At 48.4% G+C, this 16754-nt stretch carries 13 protein-coding genes; 8 read left to right on the forward strand and 5 right to left on the reverse strand.

The features are described from left to right. The first annotated feature begins 156 nt into the window (after window positions 1-156). The 3 genes from ABJ225_RS00915 to ABJ225_RS00925 are packed head-to-tail and all read left to right on the forward strand — an operon-like array spanning window position 157 to window position 3972. Complete coding sequence (locus ABJ225_RS00915; protein WP_347317999.1) at window positions 157-1677, forward strand: phytoene desaturase family protein; 1521 nt, start codon at window positions 157-159, stop codon at window positions 1675-1677. Next, on the forward strand, window positions 1674-3176 hold the full coding sequence (locus ABJ225_RS00920) for a phytoene desaturase family protein (RefSeq protein WP_347318001.1): 1503 nt from the start codon (window positions 1674-1676) through the stop codon (window positions 3174-3176). Before ABJ225_RS00915 ends, ABJ225_RS00920 begins: the two co-directional genes overlap by 4 nt. Further along, the gene (locus tag ABJ225_RS00925; protein ID WP_218245720.1) at window positions 3142-3972 is read left to right on the forward strand and encodes a phytoene/squalene synthase family protein; all 831 of its coding nucleotides are present in this window, start codon (window positions 3142-3144) and stop codon (window positions 3970-3972) included. Before ABJ225_RS00920 ends, ABJ225_RS00925 begins: the two co-directional genes overlap by 35 nt. Before the next feature lie 92 nt (window positions 3973-4064). On the opposite strand, the gene ABJ225_RS00930 is transcribed toward ABJ225_RS00925, so the two are convergent. The 4 genes from ABJ225_RS00930 to ABJ225_RS00945 form a co-directional block, all read right to left on the reverse strand. Next, window positions 4065-5450: an ammonium transporter gene (locus ABJ225_RS00930; protein WP_218245721.1), complete on the reverse strand. Its 1386-nt coding sequence runs from the start codon at window positions 5448-5450 to the stop codon at window positions 4065-4067. A 32-nt stretch (window positions 5451-5482) separates the two neighbouring features. Continuing rightward, window positions 5483-5824, reverse strand: coding sequence for a P-II family nitrogen regulator (locus ABJ225_RS00935; RefSeq protein ID WP_053427572.1), 342 nt, complete (start codon window positions 5822-5824; stop codon window positions 5483-5485). Window positions 5825-6246: 422 nt separating this feature from the next. Then, entirely contained in the window at window positions 6247-7596 is a 1350-nt protein-coding gene (locus tag ABJ225_RS00940) for an MATE family efflux transporter (protein ID WP_347318004.1), read from the reverse strand. 24 nt (window positions 7597-7620) lie between these two features. Then, the gene (locus tag ABJ225_RS00945) at window positions 7621-9381 is read right to left on the reverse strand and encodes an alpha-glycosidase (protein ID WP_347318006.1); all 1761 of its coding nucleotides are present in this window, start codon (window positions 9379-9381) and stop codon (window positions 7621-7623) included. 316 nt (window positions 9382-9697) lie between these two features. On the opposite strand from ABJ225_RS00945, the gene ABJ225_RS00950 reads away from it, so the two are divergent. The 5 genes from ABJ225_RS00950 (at window position 9698) to ABJ225_RS00970 (ending at window position 15828) form a co-directional block, all read left to right on the forward strand. Next, complete coding sequence (locus tag ABJ225_RS00950; protein WP_079515807.1) at window positions 9698-10972, forward strand: extracellular solute-binding protein; 1275 nt, start codon at window positions 9698-9700, stop codon at window positions 10970-10972. 114 nt (window positions 10973-11086) lie between these two features. Continuing rightward, window positions 11087-12373, forward strand: coding sequence for a carbohydrate ABC transporter permease (locus tag ABJ225_RS00955; RefSeq protein ID WP_347318008.1), 1287 nt, complete (start codon window positions 11087-11089; stop codon window positions 12371-12373). Window position 12374: 1 nt separating this feature from the next. Next, entirely contained in the window at window positions 12375-13211 is an 837-nt protein-coding gene (locus ABJ225_RS00960) for a sugar ABC transporter permease (protein WP_048004351.1), read from the forward strand. Between the two features lie 38 nt (window positions 13212-13249). Further along, the gene (locus tag ABJ225_RS00965; protein ID WP_347318010.1) at window positions 13250-14794 is read left to right on the forward strand and encodes an alpha-amylase family glycosyl hydrolase; all 1545 of its coding nucleotides are present in this window, start codon (window positions 13250-13252) and stop codon (window positions 14792-14794) included. 11 nt (window positions 14795-14805) lie between these two features. Next, on the forward strand, window positions 14806-15828 hold the full coding sequence (locus tag ABJ225_RS00970; RefSeq protein WP_056537890.1) for a LacI family DNA-binding transcriptional regulator: 1023 nt from the start codon (window positions 14806-14808) through the stop codon (window positions 15826-15828). Window positions 15829-15882: 54 nt separating this feature from the next. Here ABJ225_RS00970 and ABJ225_RS00975 read toward each other — a convergent pair whose 3' ends face one another. Then, window positions 15883-16746: an SDR family oxidoreductase gene (locus ABJ225_RS00975; protein WP_318341064.1), complete on the reverse strand. Its 864-nt coding sequence runs from the start codon at window positions 16744-16746 to the stop codon at window positions 15883-15885. Window positions 16747-16754 lie beyond the last annotated feature (8 nt).

The following is a 16754-nucleotide window of genomic DNA, read 5'->3' on the forward strand; positions in this document are numbered from 1 at the left end:
AGAGATACCTCATATGACTATTTTTACATATGGCAAAAAAGAAATTTGTTAGTAAAATAGAGTGTTAATCTTTGTGCCCATGAAAAAAGCAATGTATACTTAATTTATAATCAATGTTCAGGTATTGTATATACTTTGTATAAGGGGGAAGACAAGATGTCCAAAAATGTGATTGTCATCGGAGCGGGACCTGGAGGTTTGGCTTCTGCCATGCTTCTGGCCAGTAAAGGATATGAAGTCGACGTATATGAAAAGCATTCCTTTGTTGGTGGTCGCAACGGTGCCATCAAACAAGACGGATACACATTCGATATCGGGCCGACGTTCCTTGGCATGCCGGAAATTGCGGAGGAACTTTTTGAAGCGGCGGGGAAAGACCTTCACGATTATGTGGATTTGAAGGAGCTGCCTATGATGTACGAGCTGAAATTCAAAGATAAAGATGTGAAGATGTACAGGGATCCAGAGCGGCTGAAAGAGGAAATTGAACGCCATTTCCCCGGGAATGGAAAAGGGTATGAGCGATTCATGAATGACACCCGCAAGAAGATGGAGCGCTTGAAACCCATCCTTCAAAGCCCGATGGACCAGTACTATCAATATATCAGCTGGAAAGTCCTTCGGGCCCTGCCTCAGCTTTCCCTCGGTAAGTCGCTCTACAGCGTGCTGAGTGACTACTTCACCGATCACGAACTGAGACTTTCATTTACCTTCCAGTCAAAATATTTGGGTATGTCACCTTGGGAGTGTCCCGGGGCTTTCTCCATCCTTTCTTTCATGGAACACGAGTACGGTGTCTTTCATCCCATTGGAGGGGTGAATCAGCTTTCAGAAGCGATGGCGAAAGTCGTAAGAGAGAGCGGAGGAAAGATCCATCTCTCGACGGGAATCAAAAAGCTTTGGCTTGAAGGGAAAAACGTCAAAGGGGTCATCCTCGAAAATGGGGAGAAGGTATCAGCCGATGAAGTGGTCATTAATGGCGACTTCGCTCACGTGATGACGAATTTGGTGGATGACGGTGTGCTGAAGAAGTACAGCAAAGAAAAGCTTTCAAAGAAAAAATATTCATGCTCCACCTTCATGATCTACCTCGGTCTTGATAAACAATATGATCTGCCTCACCATACAATCATATTTGCCGATGACTACAGGAAAAATGTAGAAGAGATCACGAAAACGATGGCTTTATCAGAAGATCCTTCCATCTATGTTCAAAATGCTTCCGTCACTGATCCTAGCCTCGCGCCAGAGGGACACTCTACGCTTTATGTCCTGGCCCCGGTACCGAATAATATGAGTGAGATCGATTGGGAAGAAAATCAAGAAACCTTCAAGGAGCTCGTCATTCGTTCTCTAGAGGAGAGAGCGGGTCTCGAGGATATCCGGAGTCATATCCGGTTCGAGAAGGTACTTGACCCCCATCAATGGGAGACCGACTTCAATATCTATAAAGGAGCGACCTTCAATCTTGGTCATCAGCTCACGCAAATGATGGCTCTCAGACCTCATAACAAATTCGAGGAACTCGATCACTGCTGGCTTGTCGGCGGCGGCACCCATCCGGGCAGCGGACTGCCGACGATACTTGAATCGGCCAGGATCACTACAGCCATCATGATGAAGGAAGATGCCTCCCAAACTTCAGGCGCTCACAGGGCATTGGAGGAAGCGCTATGAAGGTGGCGGTAGCGGGATCGGGAATCGGTGGGTTGATTACAGGGCTGCTCCTTGCGAAGAATGGTCACAAAGTGACGATTTTTGAAAAGGATGAGGAGATTGGAGGCAGGCTTGCGTTTATAACCAAGGGAGACTACAAGATTGATAAAGGCCCGACGATCGTCCTTCTGCCTGACATGTTGATGTCGATTCTTTCTGATGCGGGTGTGAATACAGATGAAATCGAACTCATTCGCTGTGATCCCCTCTATGGGATCCACTTCCCCGACGGGCAGACTTACCGGAAATTTGCGGATCTTGAAACGCAGCTGGATGAAATCAGGCGGGAGTTCCCGGGTGATGAGGAAGGATTCAAGAGGTTCATGTCGGATATGGATGAGCGCTTTTCCATCGGCGAACCACAATTCCTCCAGTCCTCCTTCCTTGGCATAAAAGACTATGTGAATCCAAAGACAATCGGCTCCCTCATTAAGCTCAAAGCATATCGAACGGTCATGTCGAACCTGAAAACATACTTTGCCCATGAGCGGTTACAGATGTCATACGGATTGCAATCACTCTATATAGGTGGGAATCCCTATTCCACTCCAGCCATTTATAGTCTCGTATCATTTAGTGAGCATAAGCACGGAATCTACTATATTAAAGGTGGGTATGCAAGTATCCTTGAACCGATACGGAAGGCGTGCGAGAGACTCGGAGTAGAGATCAAAACGTCGTGTCCTGTGGAGAAAATCCTTGTGGAAGACGGCAAGGCGGAAGGCATTCGATCGAGTGAGGGGAACTTTATGGCGGATGCCGTCGTAGTGAATGGTGACTTCCCTGGGACTCACTCCCTCATGGAGCGTCCATCCGACAAAAAATATACGCCTTCTTCCGGATGCGTCCTGTTTTATATGGGAGTCAAAGGTACCTATCCTGATAAAGATCTTCACCAGTTTTACCTCAATGAACATTTCTCCAAAAATATGAAGGAGATCTTCGAGAAAGGGAAAGTACCATTGGAACCTTCCTTTTATGTGTTCAATCCATCCATCGTAGACGACTCCCTTGCACCAGAGGGGAATAGTGTCCTCTACGTTCTGGTCCCGGTTCCCGCATCTGGAAAGATTGATTGGGAGGACGCTTCGGGATATCTTTCGTCCTATGTTTTAGATACAATGGAAGAGAGCGGATTCGATGATTTGAGGGAACGGTTGAATTGGATGGAAACACGGACGCCTGAACAGGCCCGTCAGGAAGGGCTGTATGCAGGAGGAAGTTTCGGTATAGCCCCTGCCCTTGGACAATCTGGTCCTTTCCGTCCACAGGTGCAGCCGTTCCCGGAGAAGAACGTGTTTGCTGTCGGAGCATCGACTCATCCGGGTGGGGGTGTTCCCATTGTGATGCAAGGGGCAAAACTGGTCGAACAGGCCGTGCAGAGATATGTTGAAGAGGAATTTGAAAGGAAGGATGTGACCATGGATGAACAGGATTTCGGCAGCGTACGATCACTGTGAATCGGTGATCAAACATCATTCGAAAACGTTTTTCAGGGCATTTTCCCTTTTGCCCAAGAATCAGCGTAAAGCGGTGTGGGCGGTGTACGCTTTTTGTCGTAGAGCGGATGATATTGTGGATGAGGGGAGCCCGCCAGAGGTATTGGATCGTTTTGAACAGGAATTTGAGCTATTCCTTGAAGGGACGTTTGAAGAGCAGCCAATCTGGATCGCCTTGGATGATGTCTTCAAGCGCTTCAATATGGACCGGGAAGCGTTCCGGGATATGATCAGAGGGCAGAGGATGGATCTTGCCGGCAGGAGATACATGACATTGGATGACGTCTTGGACTACTCTTATCATGTAGCGAGCACCGTCGGATTGATGCTCCTTCCAATCCTCGCGCCCGGCAAAGAAAAGGACCTGCGTGAAGACGGGATCTATCTCGGCTATGCCCTTCAGTTGACGAATATTCTGAGGGATGTCGGAGAAGATCTGGACCGGGGCAGGTTGTATCTCCCACAGGATCTTTTGGTCAAGCATGAATGCTCTGTGGAAGACCTTCGTGAAGGGCGGACAACAGAAGCGTTCCGTCTCGTCTGGGAAGAAATGGCCGGCTTGGCGGAAGACTATTACCGTTTATCCATGAGAACGATCGGTCTTTATCCGATCTACTCCAGGGCTCCCGTTAAAGGCGCGGCCCTTCTGTATAAGGAAATACTCAATGAAGTACGCAAGAACGGATATGATGTCTTTTCAAAAAAGAACTTTGTATCTGGGAATGAAAAGGAAAAAATCATTTCAACTATATCGTAAAAAAGAGCTTCCTGTGGGATCGGTTCCCGACAGGAAGCTCTTTACTGTCTTCAAGATGAAAGAGCTGCCCCATGGACAGCTCTTTCGCAGTGTCATATGCTATTGCGTTGCTTGAGGGATTCTTCGGAAGAAGGGGTGCCGATTGAGTTCAGCCTCTCGACAAGATCACTGCCGAATGGGCTTGAAGCGACATCAGGCTCCAAGAAGGTATCCTTCAATTCATATGCATTGGAGCCATGTTCAGCAAAGTCTAAACCTGATAGTTCCTCTTCTTGTGAAACGCGGATAGAGGAAATTCTCGTGACAATGAAGAGAAAGCCGCCTACGCTAATGGTGGTCCAGGCAATGACGGCGATGACTCCAAGGGATTGAACTCCGAGAAGGGAAGCGCCTCCTCCATAGAATAGTCCGTTTTGAACATCGAAAAGTCCAACTGCAAGGGTACCCCAGATTCCGCAAATTCCATGTACGGCAATGGCACCAACCGGATCATCGATCTTCAGGACAGAGTCCAGAAGGGTGACACCTTCAACTAGTATGACTCCCGCAATGAGTCCGATGATGATGGCTCCTGTAAGGGAGACATTTGCTGTGCCAGCTGTGATCCCCACAAGTCCTCCAAGCGCGCCGTTCAACGTAAGAGAGGGATCAATCCGGTTATAACGGAACAATGTATACAGGGCAGATGAGATGATGGCGGCTGATGCTGAGAACAGAGTCGTGCCGATAACCATTGGGACAAGGGAAGGATCGGCAGCAAGAGTACTTCCTCCATTGAATCCAAACCAGCCAAACCAGAGGATGAAGACTCCAAGGGCACCAATCGGGATGTTGTGTCCTGGAATTACGTTGACTTTCCCATTTTGATATTTGCCAGATCTTGCCCCGAGGAACAAGACGGTGATCAGTGCTCCCATGGCACCAGTTAAATGGACGACTGTGGAGCCGGCGAAATCTACGAATCCCAGTTCTGAAATCCATCCTCCGCCCCATATCCAGTGACCGACAACAGGGTAGATGAGGGCAGTCATGGCAACGGTCAGGACCATATAGCTTTTGAGTTTCATGCGTTCTGCCACTGCGCCTGAAATGATGGTGGCACAAGTAGCGGCGAAAACGGATTGGAATACAAAGAATCCAATATCTTCACGACCTGATAATAGAAATCCGTCGCTTCCGAACAGCCCCCCGACATCCTTTCCGAACATAAGACCGAAACCGACGAAGAAGTAAATTAAAGCACCTATGGCAACGGTGAGGACATTTTTCATCAGGATATTCAAGGTGTTCTTGGCACGTGTGAATCCAGATTCAACCATGGCGAATCCTGCGTGCATGAAGAACACAAGGATGGTGGCGATCATCACCCAGGTGGAATCAAGAGATGCCTGTACGGACTCCGCCGTAGGTGCTGCCGCGAATGCCTGGCTTCCGATGAAAAAGGACAATAATAGTAGGATGGAAATTTTCTTGATCAATGTAACCCCTCCAATTGGTTTTGATTGATGATTCATAATACGGCTTGCTTGCCTCTTTCTCCAGAGCGGATCCGGATGACTTCTTCTACGGGGAAGATGAAGATCTTACCGTCACCTACAGTATTGGTGCTGCAGTACTCGACAATCAGATCGATGATGTCTTCGACTTGATCATCGTCAATGACCATTTCAACTTTGATACGGGGGACCAGCTTGATTTCGAATTTATTGCCCCTAAATATGCCTTGTTTCCCTTTTTGTTTGCCGCAGCCGGCTGCTTCCGATACGGTCAATCCACTGAATCCTCTGGTGCTCAGTGCTTCACGTAGGTTGATGAATGCCTCTGCGCGAATAATCGCTTCCACTTTTTTCATTTTTTCGCCTCCTGAATTTGATGTTAGTTTTTATGACATGATTAAGTTATATCAACTATCATATTCAGAAAATATAAAAAGTTCAAGTGTTAATTTTGTATGTAAGCGGTTAAATGTAAAAAAACTTCACATTATTTTTCCTGTGTGAAAAAAGAAGGATCAAAAACTAAAAAGTTTCCCTTTGAAGCGAATAAAATCAGTATATATTTCTTTACAGCTATAATGTACTTCGCTTACCGCGGGTAGCCCGTGAGCCTCCTCGGCAAGCCTAGGGCTCTCACATCAGCTACACTTTCCGCAAGAGTCTTCGTCTTGCACTCCAATCAACCAAAAGCAAAAACCCGCATTCACTTGCCTGATCATAGGCTAATGAATGCGGGTTTTACTACTGCTAAAACACGTTTGTCCCAGCTTCAGATGAATCAAACGGCCTTTTCATTCCTGACAAATCCTTTATGGATCCAAGTTCTGGCACGCCAACGCCTCAGCATGAGAAGGCCCCTGAGCCATTCGTCTGCTATGAAGGAGATCCAAACGCCGACGAGCCCGAGCTCAAGAGTGATGCCGAGGAGATAGGAAAGGGGAACCCCGATACCCCACATCGAGGCGATGCCGAGATAAACAGGGAACTTAACATCACCGGCTGCCCTCAATGCATTGATGACAACGAGATTGAAGCTTCTCCCTGGTTCCAGGAGAAGGGTGAGGTAGATCAGGACCTTAGCCGAAGAGATGATTTCCTCGTTGGAAGTGAAGATCCCCAATAGTGGTTCTGCTGCAATCGAGACGATTCCTGCCATGCACAGTGATATGATGATGGCGATTTTGAGACTTTTTAGGCATCGTGCGTAGGCGTCCTCGTATTGCCGGGCGCCGATCATATGGCCGATCATGATCTGTGTGCCTTGACTGATGGCCACGCTGAAAAGAAAAATGAACATCATCAGGTTCTGTGCGTATACTTTGGTGGTCAAGGCATAGGTTCCGATACTCACGATGAAGTAGGTGATCACCATCTGTGAGCCGTTGTATGATAATTGTTCACCGGCAGATGGAATCCCGATTTTTAGCAGATTCTTCATATGACGGACAGGGATGTGCCCCAGCTTGTTCAACGGCAGGGCTGAAGGGATGCGCTTCTTGATGACAATGATGCTTACGACAAGGCCGATGAAGCGGGAGGCGATGGTGGAGATTGCCACGCCTTCCACTCCAAGGACCGGTAAGCCGAATGGGCCGAATATGAATAGATAATTTCCTGCTACATTCAGGATGTTCATGCCGATGGTGATGTACATAGCGTCTTTTGTATATCCGTAACTCCTGAGGATGGCCCCTGCCGTCATGATGATGGCCTGGATGAAGATGAATCCTCCGACGATCCTGAGGTATCCGGATGCTTCCTCCATCAGTTCCCGGGGGAGCCCCATGATCTCCAGGATGCCTTTCCCAGCTAGCAGAAGGATGGCGCTCAGTAGCACTCCGAATGCAAGGTTCGTGACAAGGGAGACGAGAGCGACTTCACCGGATATGGCATGCTCTTTGGCTCCGATGTGCTGGGCCACCAGGATCGCCGTGCCGGTTGCGATGAAACCGAACATCACGATGATGAGGGAGAGGATCTGATTCGATACCCCGACGGCTGCAACGGAACGATCTGAATATTGACTGAGCATGAGGGTATCGGCATTCCCCATGAGCATGTGAAGAAGGATTTCAATGAAGATCGGCCACGTGAGGGCAAACAAGGTCATTCGTTTTTTTGTATCCATGCTGACTCCTTACATAGAGATGCCTTAAAACTTGATGATGGCGAAACCGTATGCTTCAAGCGTTAATTCGATGCTTTCCGCTTCTGCCGTGAACTCCTCCCCGGTAAGTATGTTCATGAGGGGGACGCCTTTCAATTCGAATGGAATCGTGAATTCCAAGTCGGTGTCGGAACAATTCAATACCACGAGGATCGTCCTGTCACCGTCCGATTTCGTAAAGGCCACATGGCGGTCCTCTCCCACAGTCGGAAGGAAGCTGAAAACTCCCTCATTCCTCAGGAGATCGTATTCTTGGCGGAGATAGGTGAGTTTTTGCACATGTCCATGAAGGTCGAGGTCTTGCTGTCCTTCGTCCCATGGGAAGCATTTGCGGCATCCCGGATCCTGTCCGCCCGTAAGTCCGATCTCATCTCCATAATAGATACATGGGGTTCCTGGGGAGGTGAGCATGAAGGTATACAGCAACTTCAGTTTTCTGACATCTTCTCCGCACTCTGTTAAGATCCGCGGGGTGTCATGGCTTCCCACAAGATTGAAGTTGACATCGGTCACAGTCTGAGGGTACATATGCATGACGGTGGTCATATTCTCAACGAAGGTTTCAGGAGAAATGGCTTCGTGGGCAAACAGCTTCAGAATGTTGGTGGTGAAGGGATAATTCATGACAGCATCGAATTGATCACCCCTCAGCCATGCCATGGAATCATGCCATATTTCTCCGAGGATATACAGGTCAGGCTTGATGGATTTCACGGCATGGCGGAAGTCCCTCCAGAACTGATGATCCACTTCATTGGCAACATCCAGCCGCCAGCCGTCGATATCAAATTTCTCCACCCAGTGACGCCCGACGTTCAATAGATATTCCTTGACTTCCGGGTGTTCTGTATTCAACTTCGGCATGGATGCTTCAAAGGCAAAGGTATCATAATTGGGAGGATTCGACTCGGGGTCCACCGGGCAATCGTGCAGATGGAACCAATCCTTATAAGGAGATTCTTCACCCTTTTCCAATACATCTTGGAATGGGCCGAAATGATAACCGCTATGATTGAAAACCGCATCAAGCATGACCTTGATCCCGCGGTCATGACAAGCATGGATGAGTTCCTTCAAGGTCTCTTCCGACCCGAAGTGAGGATCAATCTCCATGTAATCGGTCGTATCATATTTGTGGTTGGAGGGGGCTTTGAAGATCGGGGTGAAATAAATTCCGTTGATCCCCAGCTCCTTTAAATAGTCAATATGGTCGATGACCCCCTGAAGGTCGCCTCCGAAGAAATGATCGGGGGCCGGTTCTTCCGAATTCCATTCCAATGTGCCATCGGGATCATTGGAAGGATCCCCATTGGCGAAGCGTTCAGGGAAGATTTGGTACCAAACTGTATCTTTCACCCATTCGGGTGCACAGAACACATCAATGGCATTAAGGAAAGGAAAGCAAAAATAGTCGCCGATTTCAAATGATGGTTCATCGCTGAACCCTTTTTCTCCATAGAAAATGTCTTCTTCGCCGTCCGAAAGGAGAAAACCATATCGAAGCCGCTTGAAGGAAGGGGTGACGGTAGCCTGCCAGTAATCAAAGAGTTGATCACTGCCTGTGAGGGTCATTTCAAAGTCGATATATTGCCACTCACCATCTCTCCAATCGTAGGGGTCACCGTGCAAAAGACGGATGGTGTGGATGTCACCCCGTTTCGTCCGGATACGGATGTGCAGGTCTGTTTCAGTGCAAGCGTATGCATATTGATCTCTTGGTTGGTGAAAAATGGCTTCAAGGAACATGGCTTTTCCTCCTTTTGTGAATTCCACTAAAGAGTATTCCAATTATAGGAGGTTGTCAATTATGTAATGACATAGAAAAGTTTTTACTAAAAGGGTATTGTCAAATGGGCGTTACTTAGTATAATGAAAGTAGATTGTGCAATCGCTTTCACAGTAAAAATGAAAACGTTATCTTATATCGGGTGATTGTAAATCATTTATGGAAATCCGATAGGGGAAGCCCGGGGACCATACATAGATTCCAGGGGGATATTCCCGTTTTTGTGCAAGCGGTTGTCCACATTCGGAAATTGACAAACCATTAGGAGGGGTCAGGGTGAAGAAAGTCGTTTCGTTATTCATGGTCTTATTGTTGGTAGCAGGGGTATTGGCTGCATGCGGTCCGAACAGGGAAGAAGGTGCATCCGGAGACGGAGACAAGAAGGCGGAAAACAAAGATAAGCCTGAAAAACTGGTCGTCTGGGAAGATGAGAAGAAATCTGGATGGCTGGACGAAGTCGGTAAGAAGTTCACAGAAGAAACAGGAATCGAGCTCGAGGTGAAGGAGGTCGAAATGGCTTCTAAAATGAAAGAGCAGCTGCGCCTCGATGGACCAGCAGGTACGGGTCCCGATGTCGTGACATTCCCTCATGATCAGATCGGGGAACTTGCCCTTGCAGGTCATATTGCGCCACTTGAAGTGTCTGATGACGTCAAGAAGCGTTTCACAGAGTCTTCCATTCTAGCAGAAAGCTATGATGGGAAGCTTTACGGCTTGCCGAAATCGTCTGAAACACCAGTGTTCATCTATAACAAAGAATTGATGAAAGAAGCACCTGCATCAATGGATGATGTATACTCGTTCGCAAAAGATTTCACGAAAGATGGCAACTATGGATTCCTTGCGCTTTGGGATAACTTTTACTTTGCCCACGCACCGATGGGTGGATACGGTGGCTATGTGTTCGCTGAAAATGACGGAGCCCTTGATCCGAAAGATCTTGGTTTGAATAACGATGGAGCAGTAGAAGGAACAGAATATATTCAGAAATGGTACAAAGAAGGATTATTCCCTAAAGGAATCATCGGTGAAAACGGTGGATCTGCCATGGACGGATTGTTCAACGAAGGCAAAGTGGCATCTGTCATGAACGGACCTTGGTCTTTCCAAGGCTACAAGGATGCGGGGATCGATATAGGTGTCACAGCGATGCCGAAGCTTCCGAACGGTGAGCCGATGAAAACATTCATGGGTGTTAAAGGATGGCATGTATCCGGCTATTCCAAGAACAAAGAATGGGCACAGAAATTCGTGGAGTTCATCACAGAAGATGAAAATGCGAAATATCGTTTTGAACAAACACAGGAAGTACCAACAAACGAAGGCTTGATCAATGATTCTGCGATAGCTGAAAATGAAGGCGCTAAAGCTGTTGCCGAGCAGTCCAAATACGCTGTACCGATGCCAAATATCCCTGAAATGGGTGAAGTTTGGGATCCGATGGCCAAATCACTGCAAACGGTCGTGACAGGCAAGCAGGAGCCGAAAGCGGCTCTGGATGCTGCGGTCAAGCAAATCGAGGATAACATTAAAGCCAACCATTCTAACTGATGAAGAGTGGCGGCACCTGTCTGCGGGTGCCGCCATCCTTTTCAAGAGCTTTCTAAGCAAATAGCCGCCGGCTTAGAAAGCTCTTGAAATATAAAGATAAAGGGGGAGTTCAGGATGGATCAATCCAATCCTACTACTAAACATAGAAAAACGGCACTGGCCCTATCTCTCATTCCTGGCCTTGGCCAGCTTTACCATCGTCAAATCCTGAAGGGGGTCTTCTTCCTCATCATGACCCTTTCCTTCATCCTAGTGTTCAAGAATCTCATATCCTTAGGGCTCTGGGGCATTACGACCCTGGGTACCGATGTTTCCTATGGGGATCATTCCATCTTCCTTATGGTGTACGGCATTTTGGCCATCATCGTCATCTTATTCGGAATCGCATTCTATCTGTATAATCTGAGGGACGCTTATAAGAACGGAGTCAAAAGGGACAATGGAGAGAAAATCGCGACGATCCGCGAACAATATCGGAACCTTGTGGATAACGGTTTTCCCTACCTTATCATGTCGCCGGGATTCCTTCTTCTGATCTTTGTGGTCATTTTCCCGATCATCTTCGTTGTCCTGCTGGCATTCACGAACTATGATCTCTATCACTCTCCGCCAGCGAAACTCGTAGACTGGGTTGGCATCCAGAACTTCGTCGATATCTTCAAGATCGATATCTGGCGTGAAACCTTTGTGACGGTCCTTGCGTGGACGCTGGTCTGGACTTTAGGTGCTACGACCCTGCAAGTGGCTCTTGGAATCTTCCTGGCCATCATCGTGAATCAAAAAGATCTGAAAGGAAAAGCCATCATCCGTACGGTTCTCATCCTGCCGTGGGCCATCCCGGCATTCGTCTCCATCCTCGTCTTCGCCGGGATGTTCAACGAATCATTCGGTGCCATCAATCGTGATATCCTCGGATTTTTCGGAATCGAAGGACTCCCATGGATGACAGAGCCATTATTCTCAAGGATTGCCCTGATCATGATCCAGATGTGGCTTGGCTTCCCGTTCATCTTTGCCATGACGACCGGAGTACTCCAATCGATCCCGGATGAATTGTACGAAGCAGCGACCGTGGACGGTGCTTCGGCGGTACAAAAGTTCAAGAATATCACACTGCCCCTTGTTTTGTTTGCAACGGCACCGATCATCATCACCCAGTACACATTCAACTTCAACAATTTCAACGTCATTTATCTATTCAACGGTGGCGGTCCGGCACTGACAGGTCAAAATGCCGGCGGTACCGACATCCTGATCTCATGGATCTATCGATTGACCATGACTTCGGCGCAGTATTCAAAGGCTGCAGCCATCACGCTGCTCCTGTCCATCATCGTCATCACAGTGGCCATCTGGCAGTTCAAGAAGACGAAATCATTCCAGGAAGAGGATATGATGTAAAATGAAAAAACAAAAAATCATCCGGTTGACCCTATCGTACCTTGTCATTGGCATCATGTTCGCGGTGATTCTCTATCCTGTCGCATGGATCATCGGTTCCTCGTTCAATCCCGGGCAGAGCTTGTCCGGTTCGAGCATCATCCCTAAGAATGCGACCCTTGCCCATTATAAAGAGCTTTTTAATCTGGAAGAAAGCAACTATATGCTCTGGTATTGGAATTCCTTGAAGGTGAGTCTCTCGACCATGGCCCTGACCGTGTGCCTTGTGAGTTTGACGGCCTATGCCTTTTCCCGCTACCGCTTCGTCGGACGGAAAAATGGCCTGATGGCTTTCCTCGTCCTGCAGATGATTCCGAACTTTGCAGCCCTGATTGCCATTTTCGTCCTGGCGCTTTTGACAGGACTCCTTGACAGCCATCTCGGACTTATCCTCGTTTACGTCGGAGGACAGATCCCGATGAACACGTGGCTGATGAAAGGGTATCTCGATACCATCCCGAAGGAGCTCGACGAATCGGCAAAGATCGATGGAGCAGGACATCTCAGGATCTTCCTGCAGATCGTCATGCCCCTTGCAAAACCGATCATCGCCGTCGTGGCCCTGTTTTCGTTCATCTCTCCGTTCGCAGACTTTATCATCGCAAGCATCCTGCTTCGTTCAGAGAAGATGTATACGCTTCCTGTGGCACTATATGATATGGTCGCGAAGCAATTCGGGGCGGAATTCACGACCTTTGCAGCAGGCTCCGTACTGATTGCTGTTCCAATTGCCCTACTTTTCCTTTTCTTCCAGAAATACTTCGTTTCAGGATTGACGGCAGGGGGCACGAAAGGATAATCTTATAGGCGTTACTAACATTTGGAGGAGGAGCGGAGATGAAAAGAAGAGTGTTATCTCTCATTTTAGTCCCGTTTCTTCTTTTTTACGCCCATCCGGTAGGTGCAGCTGAAAAAGAAGAGCGAATGTGGCAGGATGAATCGATTTACTTTTTGATGGTGGACCGGTTCAACAATGGGGATTCAAGCAATGACAAAAATGTGGACGCCAATGACCCGCTGAGTTATCAAGGGGGAGATTTCCAGGGGATCATCGATCGCTTGGATTACATTCAGGAGATGGGCTTCACAGCCATCTGGCTCACCCCGATTTTTGAGAATCAGCCTGGGGGATACCATGGATATTGGACCACAGACTATTATAAGACAGAAGAGCATTTCGGCTCGATCGAAACGTTTAAGAAGCTTGTGGAAGAAGCGCATAAACGCGATATGAAGATCATCCTCGATTTTGTGGTGAACCATGTCGGACCTGAGCATCCGTGGGTGACGGATCCTGCCAAGGCAGACTGGTTCCATGAAAAGCAGACGATGAACTTCGAAGATGAAGACAGCGTGAAAAATGCCTGGTTATACGACCTGCCCGACCTTAATACGGAGAATCCGGAAGTAAAGGAATACCTGATCGATGCCGCTAAGTGGTGGATCAAGGAAACCGATATCGATGGGTATCGCCTTGATACCGTGAAGCACGTACCGAAGGAATTTTGGAAGGATTTCACGAAAGAAGTGAAGGCCGAGAAGGATGATTTTTACGTTTTAGGTGAAGTGTTCGACACGGATCCTGAGAAGATAGCCGAGTATAATGGAGTGGGGATCGATGGATTCGTCAATGTACCCCAGGCCGAGGAAATGCGGCAGGTATTCAAGAAACCGGATACATCCATGGATCGTCTTTTCAATTTCTGGGGATACAATCAGACCTTTTATGAGAACCCTTACTTGATGGGTACCTTCATTGATAACCACGATATGAAAAGGTTCACGCGATTAATGGTGGAAGAGAAGGAGTTCCCGGGAACGAGATGGAAGCTCGCCCTTACCTATATGTATACAACGCCTGGGATCCCGATCCTTTACTATGGTTCTGAAATTGCCGTCGATGGGGGAGAAGATCCTGACAACCGAAGGCTGATGAATTTCCGGGCCGATAAAGAACTCATCCATTACATCACCCGCCTTGGGGAGCTGCGGAAGACCCAACCCGCTCTCACAAGGGGAGAGATTGAAAAGGTATACGAAAATGACGGCATGGGAATCTACAAGAGGACCTATAAAGATCAAACCCTGCTGATCGCCATCAATAATACGACGGAAACACAAACGATCGATTTGACGGAAGATCAGCTAGAAGCAGATCAAGAGCTGAAGAGTCTCCTGACAACGGATCTTGTCAGGAGCGACGGTGAAGGGACCTATAAAATCGTCCTCGACCGTGAGGAATCGGAGATCTATGAGCTGAAGAGTAAGTCCGGGCTCAATATCCCATTCCTCGTCGCTCTTGGGATAGTCTACGTATTATTCATGGTATTCCTATATGTAGTGAAAAAACGCGGTAAAAAGAATAAGCATCAGAAAGAATAGAGGTGGAATACATGGCGATTACCATAAAGGATGTGGCAAGGCTTGCGGACGTTGCTCCTTCGACGGTTTCCCGCGTCATTGCCAATAATCCAAGAATCAGTGAGAAGACGAAGAAGAAGGTGAGGGAAGCCATGACCGAGCTCGGATATCACCCTAACTTCATCGCCAGAAGCCTCGCCAATCAATCGACACAGGTCCTGGGTCTGGTCATGCCCGGGTCCACGAGCACATTCTCACAGAATCCATTTTTCCCAACCGTGTTGAGGGGCCTTAGTGAAGGCGCCCATAAAGAACAATATGCGCTGCAAATGTCCACTGGCCAGACCGAGGAGGAAATCTATGAGGGCATCGTCCAGATGGTCCAGGGAGGAAGGGTGGACGGGATCGTCCTTCTATACTCCAGGGTGGAAGACCGGGTGATGAACTACCTGAGAGAAAGGGATTTTCCCTTTGTGATGATCGGGAAGCCATACAAGTATGCCGAAGAAATCACCCATGTGGACAATGACAACTTCCGGGCGACAAAAGAGGTGACCGAGCATCTGTTGAATCTCGGGCATACGTGCATCGGATTCATCGGTGGAGATCTGAACCTGGTAGTGACGGTCGAACGATTATTAGGCTATGAAAAAGCGCTGGGTGAGGCCGGACTTGAGCTTCATGATGACTACATCATCCATGAGGAGTTCCTCCGGGAAGGCGGCCGGGAAGCCATCAATGAGCTGATGCAGCTCGATGAACCTCCGACGGCCCTGGTGGTGGCAGATGATCTGATGGCTCTGGGGGTACTCAATACCCTGGACGAGATGGGGATCACGGTGCCGGATGATATTTCCATCGTCAGCTTCAACAACGTCCTGCTGGCGGAGATGTCCCGTCCACCCCTGACCTCGGTTGATATCAACATCTTCAAACTTGGGAATGAAGCAGCGAAGAACCTGATCCAGAAAATCAAAGATCCTCTCGAGCCGGTCAAGCGGATCATCGTTCCCCATTGCATAGTGGAGCGGCAATCGTGCACGCGTAAGAGGTAAAGATATGCAAGCAAAAAGGCATTCCAATCGGAATGCCTTTTTGCGTTGGTTGCGTCACCCGTTCACGATCATGCCGCCATTGACATGGATCATCTGACCTGAAACGTATGTGGAGTCTGTACTCGCCAGGTATACGTATGCAGGTGCAAGCTCGAATGGTTGTCCCGCTCTTGCCATCGGTGTATTGCCGCCGAACTGTGAAACCTTCTCCGAGGTGAAGGTGGAAGGGATGAGCGGCGTCCAGATCGGCCCCGGAGCCACTCCATTCACCCTGATGCCCTTGGAAGCGATATTGTCGGCAAGGGAGCGGGTGAAACTGACAATGGCCCCCTTGGTGGCCGAATAATCAATCAGGTCTTTACTGCCTTTATACGCGGTGATGGATGCTGTATTGATGATGGAAGCTCCCTCTTTCAAGTGGGGAAGGGCAGCACGGGTCACATAGAACATGGAGAAGATATTGGTCCTGAACGTGCGCTCCAGCTGTTCATCATCGATCTCTTCAAGACCCGCTTGCGGATGCTGCTCGGCTGCATTGTTCACGAGAACGTCCAGTTTGCCGAAGCGGGAGATCGTATTTTCCACAAGCTCTTTGCAGAAATGGGAATCCCCGATATCACCCGGGAGGAGCTCACAGCTGACCCCTTCCGCTTCAACGAGCTCTTTCGTTTTCTGTGCATCTTCATGTTCATCAAGATAGGAAATGACCACATCTGCTCCTTCACGGGCGAAATACCACGCAACAGAACGTCCGATTCCGCTGTCTCCTCCCGTTATAAGGGCTACTTTCCCGTCCAGTTTGCCGCTGCCTTTGTAATTTTGATCGGTATGAATCGGCTGGGGGTTCATTTCATCGATTGTACCGGGCTGGTGATCCTGGTGCTGAGGGGGGAACTGCTGTTTATTTTGTTGGGTCAATGCAAACA

Source organism: Rossellomorea sp. RS05 (assembly GCF_039822645.1).
Classification (GTDB): domain Bacteria; phylum Bacillota; class Bacilli; order Bacillales; family Bacillaceae_B; genus Rossellomorea; species Rossellomorea marisflavi_B.

Excerpts from the sequence above, each read along its gene's own strand:
- ABJ225_RS00935 (WP_053427572.1), bottom strand. The coding sequence starts at position 5,824 with ATGAAAAAAGTGGAAGCGATTATTCGCGCAGAGGCATTCATCAACCTA.
- ABJ225_RS00955 (WP_347318008.1), top strand. The coding sequence starts at position 11,087 with ATGGATCAATCCAATCCTACTACTAAACATAGAAAAACGGCACTGGCC.
- ABJ225_RS00925 (WP_218245720.1), top strand. The coding sequence starts at position 3,142 with ATGAACAGGATTTCGGCAGCGTACGATCACTGTGAATCGGTGATCAAA.
- ABJ225_RS00960 (WP_048004351.1), top strand. The coding sequence starts at position 12,375 with ATGAAAAAACAAAAAATCATCCGGTTGACCCTATCGTACCTTGTCATT.
- ABJ225_RS00940 (WP_347318004.1), bottom strand. The coding sequence starts at position 7,596 with ATGGATACAAAAAAACGAATGACCTTGTTTGCCCTCACGTGGCCGATC.
- ABJ225_RS00920 (WP_347318001.1), top strand. The coding sequence starts at position 1,674 with ATGAAGGTGGCGGTAGCGGGATCGGGAATCGGTGGGTTGATTACAGGG.
- ABJ225_RS00965 (WP_347318010.1), top strand. The coding sequence starts at position 13,250 with ATGAAAAGAAGAGTGTTATCTCTCATTTTAGTCCCGTTTCTTCTTTTT.
- ABJ225_RS00915 (WP_347317999.1), top strand. The coding sequence starts at position 157 with ATGTCCAAAAATGTGATTGTCATCGGAGCGGGACCTGGAGGTTTGGCT.
- ABJ225_RS00945 (WP_347318006.1), bottom strand. The coding sequence starts at position 9,381 with ATGTTCCTTGAAGCCATTTTTCACCAACCAAGAGATCAATATGCATAC.
- ABJ225_RS00970 (WP_056537890.1), top strand. The coding sequence starts at position 14,806 with ATGGCGATTACCATAAAGGATGTGGCAAGGCTTGCGGACGTTGCTCCT.